Origin of the sequence: Streptomyces lasiicapitis (assembly GCF_014646335.1) — a bacterium.
Classification (GTDB): domain Bacteria; phylum Actinomycetota; class Actinomycetes; order Streptomycetales; family Streptomycetaceae; genus Streptomyces; species Streptomyces lasiicapitis.
On the sequence record NZ_BMNG01000015.1, the window covers coordinates 163,477 to 179,548 of the forward strand.

At 70.6% G+C, this 16,072-nt stretch carries 10 protein-coding genes, 3 pseudogenes and 1 riboswitch; of the genes and pseudogenes, 2 read left to right on the forward strand and 11 right to left on the reverse strand.

What is annotated here, in order from left to right:
* Window positions 1-405 precede the first annotated feature (405 nt).
* The gene (locus tag IEY91_RS31060) at window positions 406-2,214 is read right to left on the reverse strand and encodes a phage tail protein (RefSeq protein ID WP_189176504.1); all 1,809 of its coding nucleotides are present in this window, start codon (window positions 2,212-2,214) and stop codon (window positions 406-408) included.
* Window positions 2,215-2,788: 574 nt separating this feature from the next.
* Here IEY91_RS31060 and IEY91_RS42775 point away from each other — a divergent pair.
* A pseudogene (locus IEY91_RS42775) lies at window positions 2,789-2,893 on the forward strand (Lsr2 family DNA-binding protein); the annotation flags it as partial.
* A 234-nt stretch (window positions 2,894-3,127) separates the two neighbouring features.
* On the opposite strand, the pseudogene IEY91_RS31070 reads toward IEY91_RS42775, so the two are convergent.
* The 5 genes and pseudogenes from IEY91_RS31070 to IEY91_RS31085 all read right to left on the reverse strand — a co-directional run.
* Window positions 3,128-3,597, reverse strand: a pseudogene (locus IEY91_RS31070) (DUF7426 family protein).
* Entirely contained in the window at window positions 3,597-4,145 is a 549-nt protein-coding gene (locus IEY91_RS31075) for a phage tail tube protein (RefSeq protein WP_189176505.1), read from the reverse strand. The pseudogene IEY91_RS31070 and the gene IEY91_RS31075 overlap by 1 nt, the downstream one beginning before the upstream one ends.
* A complete protein-coding gene (locus IEY91_RS31080) occupies window positions 4,142-4,591 on the reverse strand; it encodes a minor capsid protein (protein WP_189176506.1) in 450 nt (149 codons plus the stop codon). Before IEY91_RS31080 ends, IEY91_RS31075 begins: the two co-directional genes overlap by 4 nt.
* Window positions 4,592-4,934: 343 nt before the next feature.
* Window positions 4,935-5,531, reverse strand: coding sequence for a class I adenylate-forming enzyme family protein (locus IEY91_RS42040; RefSeq protein ID WP_373288064.1), 597 nt, complete (start codon window positions 5,529-5,531; stop codon window positions 4,935-4,937).
* Window positions 5,529-6,620: pseudogene (locus IEY91_RS31085) on the reverse strand (AMP-binding protein); the annotation flags it as partial. The gene IEY91_RS42040 and the pseudogene IEY91_RS31085, both read right to left, overlap by 3 nt.
* Before the next feature lie 152 nt (window positions 6,621-6,772).
* Here IEY91_RS31085 and IEY91_RS31090 point away from each other — a divergent pair.
* A complete protein-coding gene (locus tag IEY91_RS31090) occupies window positions 6,773-7,936 on the forward strand; it encodes a TetR/AcrR family transcriptional regulator (RefSeq protein WP_189176507.1) in 1,164 nt (387 codons plus the stop codon).
* 65 nt (window positions 7,937-8,001) lie between these two features.
* Here IEY91_RS31090 and IEY91_RS31095 read toward each other — a convergent pair whose 3' ends face one another.
* The 5 genes from IEY91_RS31095 to aceA form a co-directional block, all read right to left on the reverse strand.
* Window positions 8,002-8,784, reverse strand: a complete 783-nt coding sequence (locus IEY91_RS31095) for a phosphotransferase (RefSeq protein WP_189176508.1) — start codon at window positions 8,782-8,784, stop codon at window positions 8,002-8,004.
* 111 nt (window positions 8,785-8,895) lie between these two features.
* Window positions 8,896-11,214, reverse strand: coding sequence for a 5-methyltetrahydropteroyltriglutamate--homocysteine S-methyltransferase (gene metE / locus IEY91_RS31100; RefSeq protein ID WP_189176509.1), 2,319 nt, complete (start codon window positions 11,212-11,214; stop codon window positions 8,896-8,898).
* 165 nt (window positions 11,215-11,379) lie between these two features.
* Window positions 11,380-11,597, reverse strand: a riboswitch (cobalamin riboswitch).
* A 169-nt stretch (window positions 11,598-11,766) separates the two neighbouring features.
* Window positions 11,767-12,636: a 3-hydroxybutyryl-CoA dehydrogenase gene (locus IEY91_RS31105; protein ID WP_189176510.1), complete on the reverse strand. Its 870-nt coding sequence runs from the start codon at window positions 12,634-12,636 to the stop codon at window positions 11,767-11,769.
* Window positions 12,633-14,246, reverse strand: a complete 1,614-nt coding sequence (gene aceB / locus IEY91_RS31110) for a malate synthase A (protein WP_189176511.1) — start codon at window positions 14,244-14,246, stop codon at window positions 12,633-12,635. The genes IEY91_RS31105 and aceB overlap by 4 nt, the downstream gene beginning before the upstream one ends.
* Window positions 14,247-14,389: 143 nt before the next feature.
* Window positions 14,390-15,676 carry an isocitrate lyase gene (aceA, locus tag IEY91_RS31115; RefSeq protein ID WP_189176512.1) on the reverse strand — a complete coding sequence of 429 codons (1,287 nt, stop codon included), beginning with the start codon at window positions 15,674-15,676 and terminating at the stop codon, window positions 14,390-14,392.
* Window positions 15,677-16,072: the final 396 nt, after the last annotated feature.

The following is a 16,072-nucleotide window of genomic DNA, read 5'->3' on the forward strand; positions in this document are numbered from 1 at the left end:
TCCCTCGATGACGCCATGGACAGCCATGCAGTAGTAGGTCCCGCTGATGTCCTGGATCACCCCGTTCCTCGCGGCACATTCCGAAGCCGAGATGGGCCCGGGCTCCGCCGCGGCCGGCGTCGTTCCGATGATGGCGAACGCCAGAGCGATGCAGGACGTGGCAATGAGGGAGGTGGTTCGGCGGCGCATGGTGGCCCCTTTCGTGGATGGACAGCCTGTTGCCCAACTCAAGCTCACGCACCGGCCCTACGTGGCCGCTCCCTTGACGCAAGACCCAAAAGAGTGGGGCGACCCCCCGGGTGGCTCAGCGACGAGCTCTTTGAGGGGTGACGCCGACCCTCAGATGAACGAAACCGGCCCTTCGCCTCGTTCGAGATCAAAGCGCAGGGATATCGCACAGCTTCTTTAGGTGCCGAATGCGGTTTGTACGCTGCCGCGGCCGTCGAGGCGGACCATGCGGCGGATGAGGCGCTTGAACTCGGCGTCGGCGCCGGTGACGTCGAGGACCAGGCGGCCGCCGCCGACCGCGGCGCCGGTGGGCGTGCTGGTCTGTGCGGTCACGGCTGCGGCCGTTGCCTGCCCGGGGGTGGGGGTGGTGACGAGGTTGCGCATGGTGCGGTCGACCGCGGGGGTGCCCGACTCGATGCCCTCGACGATGCCCGCGGGAATCCACCGGCCCACCTCGTCCGCCATCAGGCGTGAGGGGCTTCCGATGCGCAGGGCGCGTGCGACGGGGCCGGGGATGACGGACTTGGCCCAGCCGGTGATCGTGCTCTTGAGCCATCCGCCCATGGAGCGGATACCGGCCCACAGACCGCGCACGACGTCGCGGCCGTGCCCGCGCAGCAGCCCGCCGAGGCTGCCGATTCCGGCGGCGATGCTGCGAGGGAAGCCACGGACCCAGGCGACGAAGTCGGCGGCCCTCTGGCCGGCGGCCGTACGGAAGGCCTGAAAGCCGCTCACGGCCGAGCGGCGCAGACTGCCCGGAAGCCCCGCCAGTGCGGACGCGGTACGTCCCGGCAACCCGGAAAGCCAACGGGTCAGTTCGGTGACCTCGCCGACGGCGGCGTCCTTGGCGCTGCCGAACCACTCGCCGAGCCGTCCGGGCAGGGAGCCGAACCACCCCAGCGCCGTGCCGATGGCCGAAACGGCCGTGTCGGCGGTCGACTTGATGAAGCCCCACGCCGTGGACCAGGCCGTCTGAAACCACGTCGTCTTGGTTGCGATCAGCACCACTACGGCGACCAGGGCGACAATCGCGGCGATGATCCAGAACACGGGCGAGGCGAACATCGAGGTGTTCAGGGCCCATTGGGTGCCCGTCCAGATGCGGTTACGGGCGGCCACGACCGCTTGTGCCAGGGCCCATGCCTTCGTGGCCACGGTGACCGATCCGAGCACGATGGCGAACGCGGTGAGCACCGGGGTGGGGATGCCGCTGATGATCTGTGCGAGGACCAGGGCGACCTGTGTTCCGATGCCGGTGAGCGGCGATAGCGCGACCAGGAGCTCGATGGCCGCGCCGCCGAGGTCGCCGAGGGTTTCGCCGCCCTGGCCGGCCAGGTTCAGGAACGAGGCGAAGCCCTCGCTGTCGTCCAGCGAGGTGCCCCAGTCGGCGAATGCGGCGGACATGTCCACCAGGCCGCCGGTGACGCCGGCGGAGGCGGGCAGGAAGGCTTGCAGCAGGCCCGCGAACCCGATCGCGAAGTTCTTGACGACGGTGAGGATGTCGCGCAGCGCGGGCCCGGCGACCGCGCTGGTCTCGCTCGCCCACTCCCTGACCTCGGCTGACTTGATGCCCGCGGAGATGTCGTCGAAGAACCCGCCGAACGCGCCCGCAGCGGCCTCGACGAACGGCGTCAAGGCGGGCAACGCATCCCGCATGAGGGTGAGGCCCTTGGTGACCACGGGCATCGTGGTGGTGGACAGGCTGTCCGACCACGCCTTGTAGTCCGATTTGAGGCCGATGAATGCCGACGCGGCTTCCCGGGTTGCGGGTGGGAGCCTGGCGAGGGCGTCGGTGTAGGCCTGCTGTTTCTCGGCCGCGTCGGCGGCGCTCTCGGCGGCGGCTTTCTCGGCTTCGGCGGCGAGGGTGGCGACCTCCTGCACGGCCTCCATCTGCGGCCCGACCGCAGCCGAGAACGCCTTGACCGGCAGGCCTGTTGCGACAGCGCCTGCGGCCAGGCCGCCGAGTGCGGCTGTTCCCGCGGCCACGGCCGGGGCCGCGCCGCCGACCAGGGCCAGACCCTTGGCCGCGCGGGATGGCCCCGGAGCGGACGTTGTCGCCGAGTGCGCCGCCCATAGCCGCGGACTGGGCGACGAAGTGCCCGCGCAGGTCGCGCAGGCGCCCGTCGGTGGTGCGGGCGAGGTCGTCGAGTCCGGCCCGGGTGCGGTCCAGTCCGCGCTGTGCACCGGAGTCGTCGAGGTCGATGAAGCCGGTGAGTTCGCCGACAGTCAGCGCCACGCGCCCCCACCTCCTGTCGTGCTGGTGGTGGGCGCGGCTCGTCTACGGCGGGCTAGCCGTGTGGTGTGGAGAGCGGCCGGGCGAGGAGCGGGATGTCACTCGGACGGCCCATGCCGGCAGGGCCCTGGCGGGCGGAGCCGTGCGGCAGCGTCGAGCATGGCCAGAGGCGCCGTGATGCTTCCGGCGCCCTCTTCCCGCCTTCGATGCGTGCAGAGCCGAAGGCCGACAGACAGGGATCACGTCATGGCAGAAGAGCAGGGCCGACAGAAGGACCAGCCCAGTAGGAGTACCGCGCCGAGCAGGAGCAAAGGGAAGGAGGACCCTGCCCTTCGCGCGTGGGCGAAGAGCCAGGGGCTCAGCGTCAACGATCGCGGCCGCGTCCCCCCTGAGATCAAAGAGGCGTACGAGAAGGCGAAGCACAACATGTGACACGCCCCCTCGGGCACTGCTGCGAGAGCGAAGTCAGCAACTAGCGCGAGGGTTTGTCAGGCGATGCCAGGTGGCGGGCGAGGCGGGAGTCGGCCGAGAGTAGGCCGAGGACGCGCACGCGCAGCCACCGCCAGGAGCGGGCGCGCATCAGACGCCGGTGGCCGACGTCGACGCCGTACGCCTCGTGCAGGTCCGCTTCAATGAGAGGCCACTGGTCGAGGAGTTGGGGCCAGGTCAGCGACGCTTGCGCCGTGCGCGGCCCGGTGCCGGCCGGCCACTCATACCACTCGTGGAGGCCGCTGACTTCGTCGTATTCGCCCCGCCCGATCGGCGCTCCGCACGGTTCGGGGCCAGTCGAGAAGGGTCGCCGCCCGAGGCCCACACGCGCTCGGCGGCGGCCTTGTCCTGCACCACCCACGCAATGGCGGTGCGCGCGGCGTGCTGAGGGCGGGCCACGTCACGCCGTCGGCGAGCATCTCGTCGTAGGCGTCGCCGAGCAGGTCGCGGTACAGGTCGCCCTCGGCCGCATCCCCGAGGGCTTGTTCGTCGACCTGCCCACCCGACGCGGCGACGGCGGCGGCCTGCACGATGGTCTGCACGCGCAGGCCGGTTTCCGCCGAGGGCGCCGGAATCGTGTACCGGCGTCCGCCGATGGGGAGGACGAGGGTTTCGTCGAGCAGCTCGTCGAGGGCCTCGAACGCCATTACGCGGCCACCTCTTTCAGGGTCTTGTCGGTGGCGGCGAGCGTGAGCGTGCCGCCGCCCGCGGGCGGCGCGACCGGATTGGCGATCTTCTTACGGGGCCCCTTGCCGGTGAGGGTGACCTTGACGGTGTCGAGGTCGTCGGCGGCTCCGCCGTCCGGCTCCCAGGTGACCAGGGCGTACCCCTCGTACGCCTCGTCGCGGCCCTCGCGGTCGTAGTAGCGCACGTGCACACGCGAGGCCGAGCCGAAGTTCTCGCCGGCCAGCCGCAACTTCTCCTGAGCGGCGTTGAAAGCACGGGTCGTGGGGTGGCAGCGGTGCGCGACCTTGGCCTCGATGGACCAGGCGAGTTCGGTCACGGTGCTGTCGGCCCACCCCTCGTCGTCGTAGGTGGTGCTTTTCTGCTGGGTCGGTTCGACCTCGGGGGCGAACTCCTGCACCCCGGGGACGAGAGACCACACAGGCGCGGTGTCGGTGCCCGTGTTCAGTTCGAGCCGGTACCGGCGGGCGAGCGCGGTCTCGGTCTCCGCCGGGGGCGTGGGCGTACTCACGGGCGGGGCTCCTCATATTCGAGGCGAGCATGCGGCCGGTGGCCGAGCAGCCGGTAGTTGCTGGTGCGCTCAAGGCGGCCGACGGTGTCGGCGCCGAGCGGGGCGGTAGAGACGCGGCGTGCGAGTGTGATCCGGGCCGTGGGGAGGGCGAGGTGACGCAGACCGTGCAGGACGGTGAACACGTCCTCATCGAGGGCGGCGACCTCGCGCGGATCGGGTCCGGCGCGGGTCCGCACCTGCACCGCGAACGCGCAGTCGGTCAGGGCGGCCGACTCCTCGACGCCGTACACGGTCAGGCAGACGACGCGGTTGGGCTGCTCGGGCATGACGGTGTCGGTGATTGCGGTCTCGCCCGCCGCGTACACCCCATCGGGCCGGTAGACGGCGACGTACTGCTCGGTGAGCAGCCGCGCGAGACTGTCGATCACCTCTGCCGTGACGCTCACCGCAGCGCCCGCCGCACCTGTGCGGCGATGATCGCCTCGACGGTGGCGGCCTCGTCGGTCATCGGTCCTTCGAGGTACTTCGCGGACCGTCCGGGCGCGTGCCGGTAGGTGAGCTCTTCATGTGAAGTCGTGCTGGGGGGTGCAGCGCAATGACGGAGTGTGGGCGCCCGCCCTCATGGGCGGGTCCTCACCGTTCCGAGCCGAGCGCCGCGGCTCGCACGCGCTCCGCAGGCGGTGAGGTAATTGCCTCACCGCGCCGGATCGAGCGGGAGCGAGGGGGACTCGGGGAGGTTGAATCACCCAGAGATGTCCGGTTCCCCGGCAAGACCGCAGGTGAGATGAGTCACCGTTTTAGGTTCGAGTCCCACCCGCCGTAACCGGCTGCACCCGGAGGGGCCGCGGTCTGCGGTACGGCAGGGTGCGGCCGGTGAGTCTCTGTACACGGTCGGGGAGGGTCCGGTGGAGCTCTCGGCCCTGGTGACGCAAGGGGCGTCAGTTGACGGAGCGGTTTGTCCTCCCAGTGGGGCTTGCGCAGCTCGTGCTTGAGGATCTTGCCGGCGGGTGAGAGCGGGAGCTCGGTGACGAACTCGGTGGTGCGGGGAGCCTTGTAGCCGGCGATGAGCGTCTTGCAGTGCTCGCGCAGCTCCCCGGCGGTGGCGGTGGTGCCCGGCTTGAGGATGACGATGGCGTGTACGCGCTCGCCGTACGCGTCGTCGGGGACGCCGATCACCGCGCCGGCGGCGACGGCGGGGTGCTGGGCCAGGGCGTTCTCGACCTCGGCCGAGTACACGTTCTCCCCGCCGGTGACGATCATGTCCTTCAGGCGGTCGACGATGAAGACGTAGCCCGCCTCGTCCATATAGGCGCCGTCACCGGTGTGATACCAGCCCTCGCGCAGGACCTTGTGGGTCTCTGCCGGGTCGTCCAGATAGCCGCTCATCACGTGCCCGCCACGGATCACCACCTCGCCGACCTCGCCGCGCGGCAGCGCCGCCCCGTCCGGGCCGACGATTTTGATCTCGGTGTGCGGGGCGGCCCGGCCCGCCGAGCGCAGCCGGGTGCCTTCGACGTGGTCGGCCGGGGTGAGCAGGGTGGCGAGAGGGGCCACCTCCGTCATGCCGTACGCCTGTGTGAAGCCGGCTGCGGGGAAGGCGGCCATGGCGCGCTTCAGCAGCGCCTCGGGCATGGGGGAGCCGCCGTAGGTGAAGGGCCGGAAACCGGACAGGTCGTACGAGTCGCGGTCCGGGTGGTCCACCAGCATCTGGATCAGCACCGGCGGGAGCATGGCCACCGTCGCGTGGTGCCGCTCGATCGCCCGCAGCGCGGCCAGCGGCTCGAACGCCGGAATGAAGACGTGGCTGCCGCCGACGAGCAGCTGGGCATTCCAGCAGGCCAGGGCCGCGAGGTGGAACATCGGTGCGGCGTGCAGCGTCGTGCTGCCGGGCGCGGCGGCCGGGCTGCCCGCCTGGCCGCCGAGCGCCGAGATGATCATGTTGGCGTGGCTGAGCATGGCGCCCTTGGGGAAGCCGGTGGTGCCGCCGGTGTAGAAGATCCCGGCGAGTGTGTCGCCGCCATGGCGTCCGTCCTCGACCGGCTCGGCGTCGGCCAGCAACTCCTCGTACGACAGTGTCCCTTGGGGAGGTGCCTGCTCGCCGCAGTGCACCACGGTGTCCAGGACGTCGAGCAGCTGGCCGGTGATCGGGGCGAAGGTGTTGTCGACGAACAGCGTGCGGGTGCGGGACTGTTGGAGCGATTAGCGGATCTCGGGCGTGGCCCAGCGGATGTTGACCGGGTTCACGACGGCGCCGATCCACCAACTGGCCAGCAGGAACTCGTGGAAGCGGTCGGAGTTGAGGCTGAGGATCCCGACGCGATCGCCCTGCTGGACGCCGAGCCCGCGCAAGGCGCCTGCCAGCCGTGCGATGCGGTCGGCGGACTCTCGTACGGTGCGCACCCGCCCGCCGTAGATCGTGAACGGGCCGTCGGGATTCTGCTGGAGCGCCCGGTGCACGGGCTGGGTCAGGTACATGGCCGGGTCTCCTCCGGTAAGCGGGAGATGCGCTCGTGCGCGCTCATGTATGTATCCCTCCGGAGGCTAGCGAGAATTAACTTAGGCGGCTGTTCGGGCAGTTACAAGGCGTACGACAGGCTGTCGAGGATTAACTTGGTAGCCTGACGCGCATGACCAGCCAGCCCGTCAGACGTCCTCGGGATCGCAAGCAGACGATCATCAGGACGGCGGCCGAGCTCTTCTCGGAGAAGGGCTTCCACGGCGTCCACCTGGGAGAAATTGCCACCGCGGTGGGGATCTCGACGCCCGCCCTGTACCGGCACTTCAAGGGCAAGAGCGATCTCCTTGCACGGGTGCTCGCGGAGGACTGTGACCGGATCCAGCGCATCGCGGGCGCCGCGGACAGTGCGCAGGGCGCGCTGCGCGGGCTGGCCGAGGGCGTGGCCGAGCGCAGGGAACTCGCGGTGCTGTGGCAGCGCGAGGCGCGCAACCTTCCCGAGGAGCTGCGCGACGCGTGTCAGGAGCAGATGCGGAGCGTCGGCGAGCGGGTCGCCGGACTTCTCCGGCGTGAGCGGCCGGAGCTCTCGGCGGGCGGAGCCGAGCTGCTCGCCTGGGCGTCGCTCCGTGTGGCCGCCAGCCCCGGCCACCACCGCGTGCCGTGTACCCCCGCCCGACTGCAGGAGCGGATGGAGCAGCTGTCGGTCTTGGTGCTCCACCACGGAACCGTCCACGAGGACGGCCCCGCCCACGCCCCCGCCAAATCCGCGGGCGGCGGTCTCGCCCCGGCCTCGCGGCGGGAAGCCCTGATCGGTGCGGCCACCGAGCTGTTCGGCAGCCGGGGGTTCCATGAGGTCAGCCTCGACGACATCGGCGCCGCGGTCGGCATCGCGGGCCCGAGCGTGTACAAGCACTTCGCCGGCAAGGGCGAGATCCTCTACGAACTCCTGAACCGTGGCGCGGCAGTGCTGCAACTCGTCCTGACCCGGGCCATGTCGACCGCGCGCACCCCGCAGGAGGCGCTGGACGCCCTCGTACGCGGCTATGTGGAGGTCGTCGGCGAGCACACCGAGATGTTCAGCGCCCTCGTCACCGAGGTCATCAACCTGCCCGACGACCAGCGCCACGCCATCCGCCGTATCCAGCACGACTATGTGGCCGAGTGGGTGGAACTCCTGCGCCAGGTGCGCCCGGACCTTGACCGCACGGACGCGCGGCTGACCGTGCAGGGCGTGCTCGGGATGATCAGCGACGTGTGGGGGATCCCTCATCTCCGCCGCCGGCCCCGGCTGGCGGAGGAACTGGCCGGGCTTTCGCGGCTGTTGTTCTCCTGCTGATTCCGCTTGTTGTTCTGCTGCGCGGTGAGCGAGCGATGGCGGTCATGCGCCGTATCGGGCAGCTCCTAGCCGCCAGCCGGGGCCCAGAACGGCGCGGGCAACGCCTCGACCTCCAGGGCGGATTGGCGGAAGTCGGCGGCGACCGGGAGCAGCGCCGTGTACACCGGGTTGCCGTCGGCGGCCAGGCGGTCGATGACTTCGGCGTTGGTGCGGGCACGTGTGGCCACTACGGCTGCGAACGCCGAGCGGTCGCCCTCGTAGCCGTACGCGTCGAGCAGCAGGTGCAGACGCCGGGAGCGGTCGTCGAAGGCGGTGAAACCGGTTCGCTCGGCCAACTCCCGGGACTGCAACGGCACCCAGGTCAACGCGATGAATGCCAGCTCGAATTCGCGTGATGAGGGGCCCGCTGTGTCCCAGTCGAAGAACCCGGCGAGATCGCCGTCGCGCCACACCGCGTTCCAGGGGGCGGCGTCATGGTGGCCGATGATCAGCCCCGGCCGCCATGTCTGCCCGGCGAGCCAGCGTGCCCCCGACGGCGGCACGAACGTCTCCGTGGCGTCGTGGAGTCGGCGGGCCCATCTGCCGACACTCACCAGTGCGGCGTCCGTACGCACCCAGGCAGGCAAAGGGAGGTCCGCACCCGTGGTCTCGCCCACGAGGTGGGTCAGGATCTCGCGCCCTTCGGCGTCCACCCCGAGCACCTGGGGCGCCTCGCGGAACCCCACGGCCTCCAGGTGGCGCAGCACCGCGTGCACGGCGGGTGTCCAGGGCTGTACGGGGCGGCGGACCGTGTCGCCGACGCGCACCGCACCCACGGTCTTGCCGCCTGGCAGGCGCTGTTCGTCCATGGCCCGGTTGTATCGCAGGCCGATCGTCCACGCATCCGCATTTCCCGGGCCCAGGGGAGGGGGCGGGGGCCGGAGCACCACCAGGTGTCCCGGCCCCCGTAGAGCTTCCGGTCAGGACGCGGGCAACTCCCCACGCACCGCACGCGCCGCGGCGACGAGGTTCTCCAGCGAGGCGCGCGTCTCGGGCCAACCGCGGGTCTTCAGGCCGCAGTCGGGGTTGACCCACAGGCGCTCGGCCGGGATGGCCTCAAGTCCCTTGCGCAGCAGGGCAGATGCTTCGTCGGTGCTGGGCACGCGGGGGGAGTGGATGTCGTAGACACCCGGGCCCGCCTCGCGCGGGTAGCCGTGCTCGGCCAGTTCGCGCGCGACCTGCATGTGCGAGCGGGCCGCCTCCAGGCTGATGACGTCAGCGTCGAGGTCGTCGATGGCCTGGACGATGTCGCCGAACTCCGCGTAGCACATGTGCGTGTGGATCTGCGTGGCGTCGCGTACGCCGCTGGTGGTGAGGCGGAAGGACTCGGTGGCCCAGTCCAGGTAGGCGGGACGGTCGGCGGCGCGCAGCGGCAGCGTCTCGCGCAGCGCGGGCTCGTCGACCTGGATGACCGAAGTGCCCGCCGCCTCAAGGTCGTTGACCTCGTCGCGCAGGGCGAGGGCGACCTGCCGTGCGGTGTCGCCGAGCGGCTGGTCGTCGCGGACGAAGGACCAGGCGAGCATGGTGACGGGCCCGGTCAGCATGCCCTTGACCGGGCGGTCGGTCAGGGAGTTGGCGTACGACGTCCAGCGCACCGTCATCGGCTCGGGACGGGAGATGTCGCCGGCGAGGACCGGCGGGCGCACATAGCGGGTGCCGTAGGACTGGACCCAGCCGTGCTGGGTGGCGAGGTAGCCGGTGAGCTGCTCGGCGAAGTACTGCACCATGTCGTTGCGCTCGGGCTCGCCGTGCACCAGGACGTCGATGCCGGTCTTCTCCTGGAAGGAGATGACCTCGCGGATCTCGTTCTCGATCCGCTCTTCGTACCCGGCGGTGTCGATGCGTCCCGCGCGCAGGTCGGCGCGGGCCGTGCGCAGCTCGTTGGTCTGCGGGAACGAGCCGATGGTGGTCGTGGGAAGCAGCGGCAGCTTGAGGTGGGAGCGCTGGGCGGTGGTCCGCTCGGCGTACGGCTGCGAGCGGCGGCCGTCGGCGTCGGTGACGGCGGCGGCACGGGCGCGTACGGCCGGGTCGTGGGTGATCGCCGAACCGGCGCGGGAGGCCAAGTCGGCGCGGTTGGCGGCGAGTTCGGCGGTGATGGAGCCGGTGCCCTGCGCCAGGCCCTTGGCGAGGGTGACGATCTCGGTGGTCTTCTGCTTGGCGAAGGCGAGCCAGCGCAGGATCTGCGGGTCGATGTCCCGCTCGGCCGCTGCGTCGATCGGCACGTGCAGGAGGGAGCAGGACGCGGCCACGTCGACCCGGTCGGCCAGGCCGAGGAGCGTACCCAGCGTGGACAGGGACTTCTCGAGGTCGTTGATCCAGATGTTGCGGCCATTGACCACACCGGCGACCAGGCGCTTGCCGGGCAGCCCGCCCACGGACGCGAGCGCCTCGAGGTTGGCCGCGGCGGCGTCGGTGAAGTCCAGGGCCAGGCCGTCGATCGGGGCCTTCGCCAGGACGGGCAGGGCATCGCCGAGCCGGTCGAAGTACGAGGCGACCAGGAGCTTGGACCGGTCGGTGAGCGCGCCGAGGTCGCGGTAGGCGCGGGCGGCAGCGTTGAGCTCGGCCGGGGTGCGGTCCTCGACCAGAGCGGGCTCGTCGAGCTGCACCCACTCGGCGCCGGCCGCGCGCAGATCGGCGAGCACCTCGGCGTACACGGGAAGGAGCCGGTCAAGCAGGGTGAGCGGCTCGAAGTCGGCGGACACGCCGGGCGCGGGCTTGGCGAGCAGCAGATAGGTGACCGGGCCGACCAGGACCGGGCGGGCGGCGAGGTCCAGCGCGAGGGCCTCCTTGAGCTCGGCGACCTGCTTGGCGGAGTCGGCGGTGAAGACGGTGTCGGGGCCCAACTCCGGGACCAGGTAGTGGTAGTTGGTGTCGAACCACTTGGTCATCTCCAGCGGCGCGACGTCCTGGGTGCCGCGGGCCATCGCGAAGTAACCGTCGAGCGGATCGGCGTCGACGGCCGAGCGGTGCCGCTGAGGGACAGCGCCGACCATGACACTGGTGTCCAGGACATGGTCGTAGTACGAGAAGTCACCGGTCGGCACCTCGTGGATGCCGGCGTCGGCCAGTTGCCGCCAGGTGGAGCGGCGCAGCTCCGCCGCGGTCTCCTTGAGGGCGTCGGCGCCGACGCGGCCCTTCCAGTAGCCCTCGATGGCCTTCTTCAGTTCGCGGTTCGCGCCCTGGCAGGGGTAGCCGTACACGGTGGCCCGTGCTGCCGCGGCTGCGGACTTCGCTGTCACGGAAATCTCCTTCGCGAGATGACTCCTGAGAATCCCGGGGACGGGACACGGACGCGAAGGGGTGACGAAACCGGACGGAACGCACTGGCGCCACTGGCGCGGTGCTCCGCCTGGTTATGCACGCCGACCCGCCCACGAGGTCACCGGGATGTCCGCACGCGATCGGTCACGTGCGGGCAACGGGCAGGTCTTCGGACTCGCGGGCACATCTGCCGGGGCAGATTCCTACTGGCCGTCGCTTCCCGGATCCGCGGCCGGATCCAGTGCTCATGACGGCGGTCGTTCCCGCTCACCGCTGCGGGGCAGTCCCGGATTCCCACCGGGTTCCCTCTTACGACGCGCCTGCCTGGGTGACAGGGCGAACCAGCTGCACAGGTCAGCCTAGGGGGCGGGTGCCGTCTTGGGCAGTACCGCCCACATGTCGGACCGTGACATGAGACACGGATTCGATCGTGGAGACAGGTGTGAAGGGGCGCGGAACAGTGCACCACCCTGTTCCGCGCCCCTTCACAGCAGCCGCAGGCCCCTCAGCCGACGGCGGACCCGGGCCCCTCAGCCCCGGTCGTACGTGTGGAACCCGCGGCCGCTCTTCCGGCCGAGCAGCCCCGCCTCCACCATCCGCTGGAGCAGCGGCGGCGGGGCGTACAGAGGTTCCTTGAACTCCTCGTAGAGGGATTCGGCGATGGACGCGACAGTGTCCAGGCCGATCAGGTCGGCCAGCTTGAGCGGGCCCATCGGGTGGGCGCAGCCCAGCTCCATCCCGGCGTCCACGTCGGTCGCGGTGGCGAACCCGGACTCGGCCATGCGGATGGCCGAGAGGAGATACGGGACGAGCAGGGCGTTGACGACGAAGCCGGCGCGGTCCTGGGAGCGTACGACGGTTTTGCCCAGGGTGTGCGTGGCGAAGTCCTCGATGACGGAGACCGTCTCGGGGTCCGTGTGCAGCGAGGAGACGACCTCGACCAGGGGCAGGACCGGGACAGGGTTGAAGAAGTGCAGTCCGAGGACGCGGTCGGCGCGTCCGGTGGCCATGCCCAGGCGCATGACCGGGATGGACGAGGTGTTGGTGGCGAGGATCGCCCCGGGGTCCTCGACGATCTTGTCGAGGGCGGCGAACACCTCCGTCTTCGCCGCGGTGTTCTCGACCACGGCCTCGACGACGAGTTGGCGGTCGGCCAGGTCGTCGAGGCTGCCGGTGAAGACCATCCGGGCCAGCGCGTCCTCGGCGGAGATACGGTCCAACTTGCCGCGCTGGACGGCGCGTTCGAGGGAGACGGCGATCCGCTCGCGGGCGGCACGGGCGGCGACGGCGTCGGCCTCGCACACCACGGTGTCCAGACCGGCGCGGGCGCACACCTCGGCGATTCCGGCGCCCATCTGGCCGCCACCGACGACGCCGATGCGGCGGATGGCTGTGGTCATGATTGTCCCTCCGGGCGGTGGTCGCCCTCCGGGCGGCGGTCGACGAGGTGGCGGCTGTAGGCGTCGTTAGTGAAGAAGGCCGGCAATTCCCGTGCGAGGGCGGTGCGTTCGAAGAGCGCGCGGATGTCGTCGACGGGAGCCCAGGGGTACTGCGCGCCCAGGGAGTCGAGTTCGGCTTCCATCAGGTCTACGACCGTGGCGCGTTCGACGACCCGGTGCCGCAGCCACTGCCAGATCTGCACCCGGGCGATCTCGGCGGTGGCGGCGTCCTCCATCAGCCCGTCCAGGGCGACGGCACCCTGCCCGCGCAGCCACGCGGCGAAGTAGCGCAGGGCCACCGAGATGTTCGTACGGACACCCTCGGGGGTGGGCGGCGCGCTGACGCGGCGCACGGACAGGAGCTGAGCCGCCGTCACCTCGACGTCGTCGCGGGTGCGTTCGATCTGGTGCGGACGGCTCTCGAGCACCCCGTCGAAGACCTCGCGGCAGGCGGGGACGAGCGCGGGATGGGCGACCCAGGAGCCGTCGAAGCCGTCCTCGGCCTCGCGTTCCTTGTCGAGCCGCACCTTGGCGAGCGCGGCCTGGTGGGCGTCGGGGTCCTTGCTGGGCACGTGGGCGGCCATGCCGCCGATGGCGTGCGCGCCGCGCTTGTGGCAGGTGCGCACGAGGAGTTCGGTGTACGCCCGCATGAACGGGGCGGTCATGGTGACCTTCGCCCGGTCGGGGAGAAGGAAGTCGGTGCGGTGCCCGAAGGTCTTGATGAGGCTGAACAGGTAGTCCCAGCGCCCGGCGTTGAGGCCGGAGCTGTGCTCGCGCAGCTCGTAGAGGATCTCCTCCATCGCGACGGCCGCCGTGATGGTCTCGATCAGGACGGTGGCGCGGATCGTGCCGCGGGGGATGCCGAGCAGATCCTGGGCGAGCACGAACACGTCGTTCCACAGCCGTGCCTCGCCGCGGCTCTCCAGCTTCGGCAGGTAGAAGTACGGGCCGTGTCCGGCGTCGATCTGCCGCTGGGCGCAGTGGAAGAAGTACAGCCCGAAGTCCACAAGCGACGCGGGCGCCGGGTGGCCGTCGAACTCCAGGTGGTCCTCGGTCAGGTGCCAGCCGCGCGGGCGCACGACGATGGTCGCGAGCTGCTCGCCCAGCTCGTACCGCTTGCCCTCCGGTGTGGTGAAGTCGATGCGGCGCTCGATGGCGTCGAGCAGGTTCAACTGACCGTCGACGACGTTGTTCCAGGTGGGCGAGGTGGCGTCCTCGAAGTCCGCCATCCACACCCGCGCGCCCGAGTTGAGGGCGTTGACCGTCATCCGGCGGTCCGGCGGCCCGGTGATCTCCACGCGGCGGTCGGTCAGGCCGGGCGCGGGGGGCGCCACGCGCCAGGAGTCGTCGGCGCGGATACGTCCGGTGGTGAGCGAGAAGTCGAGCGGGGAGCCGGACGCCAGCCGGTCCCGCACCCGCATGCGTTCCTTGAGGATTTCCAGGCGGCGGTCACCGAAGGCGTCGACGAGACGGCCGACGAACTCCAGCGCCGCGGGGGAGAGGATCTCGTCGTGGCGGTCACCCGGCTGGCCGAGGACCCGGACGGTGACGGTCGGAGCGATGGTGGTCATGGAGGTCTCCTCAGCGGGAGCGGGAGCGGGACGGAAGAGGGCGGGCAGGGGAGGGAGCGCGGCAGGCGCGCCCCGTAAGGGGCGCGGGGAATTGCGCGCTCAGCCCCCACCGACCCGCGGACGAAGCACTCAGGCGTCGTTTCCTAGTGGAACTGCTCCGCCTCCGTGGACCCGGCCAGCGCGGTGGTGGACGAGGCCGGATTGACCGCGGTGGACACCAGGTCGAAGTACCCAGTACCGACCTCCCGCTGATGCTTAACGGCAGTGAACCCGTCGGCCTGCGCGGCGAACTCCCGCTCCTGGAGGTCGACGTACGCGGTCATCCCGTGCTCGGCGTAGCCGCGGGCCAGGTCGAACATGCCGTGGTTCAGAGAGTGGAACCCGGCCAGGGTGATGAACTGGAAGCGGTAGCCCATCGCGCCCAACTCCCGCTGGAACTTGGCGATCTGGTCGTCGTCCAGGGCCGCCTTCCAGTTGAACGACGGCGAGCAGTTGTAGGCCAGCATCTGGTCCGGGTGCTCGGCGTGGATCGCCTCGGCGAACTCGCGGGCCTGCGCCAGGTCCGGGGTGCCGGTCTCGACCCAGATCAGGTCGGCGTACGGGGCGTAGGCGAGGCCGCGAGCGATGACCGGGGCCATGCCGTTCTGGACGCGGTAGAAGCCCTCGGCGGTGCGCTCGCCGGTGACGAACTGCGCGTCGCGCTCGTCGACGTCGCTGGTGAGGAGGTTGGCGGCGAGCGCGTCGGTACGGGCCACGATCAGGGTGGGCACGTCGGCGATGTCGGCGGCGAGGCGGGCCGCGTTGAGGGTACGGACGTGCTGGGCGGTGGGCACCAGGACCTTGCCGCCGAGATGGCCGCACTTCTTCTCGGAGGCGAGCTGGTCCTCGTAGTGGATCCCGGCGGCGCCGGCGGCGATCATCGCCTTGGTCAGCTCGAAGGCGTTGAGCGGGCCGCCGAAGCCGGCCTCGGCGTCGGCGACGATCGGCGCGAGCCAGTCCACGTCGGAGTCGCCCTCGCTGGTGGCGATCTGGTCGGCGCGCAGCAGCGCGTTGTTGATGCGGCGCACCACCTGGGGAACGGAGTTGGCCGGGTAGAGCGACTGGTCGGGGTAGGTGTGTCCGGCCTGGTTGGCGTCGGCGGCCACCTGCCAGCCCGACAGGTAGATCGCCTGCAGGCCCGCCTTCACCTGCTGCACCGCCTGGCCGCCGGTCAGCGCGCCGAGCGCGTGGATGTAGTCGCGCTCGTGCAGCTGCCGCCACAGCCGCTCGGCGCCGCGCCGGGCCAGCGTGTGCTCCTCGCGGACGCTGCCGGAGAGCCGGACGACCTCCTCGGCGGTGTAGGTGCGCTCGATGCCCTTCCAGCGGGGGTCGCTCGCCCACCGCTGGGCCAGCTCCTGGGCCGTTTCCGTCGTCGTCCCTGCCTGCGCCATGACCGTCTCCCGGAGACTCGTGACTCGAATCGTGAACTGTGAATCGTGAACTATGCGAATGTCTGGCACTGAGTGCCTGACTGGCTTCCTGACTGGCTTAGGGGGTGCGGCTCGCAGGCTCCTGGGTGAGCCATCTGAGCAATGTCGCCGAGCTGGACGGAGGGGGCCGGGGTCTCCGACGTCAGGGCATGAATCGCGCCCGGTTTCCGTTCCGCCCGCTGGAGTCCGGCGAGCCGCAGTACGACTCTGGCAGCGGCACTCAGTGCCAACAAGAGTGGAAGGCTGCTAAGTTCTGCGCATCTTGGTCCGCCGTTTTGCCAACTCTGTTAACGCCACAAGCCGTGTGGGCGCGGCTACCATCGCCCAGCAGTGCGGATCATCAGCGCGGACCATCGC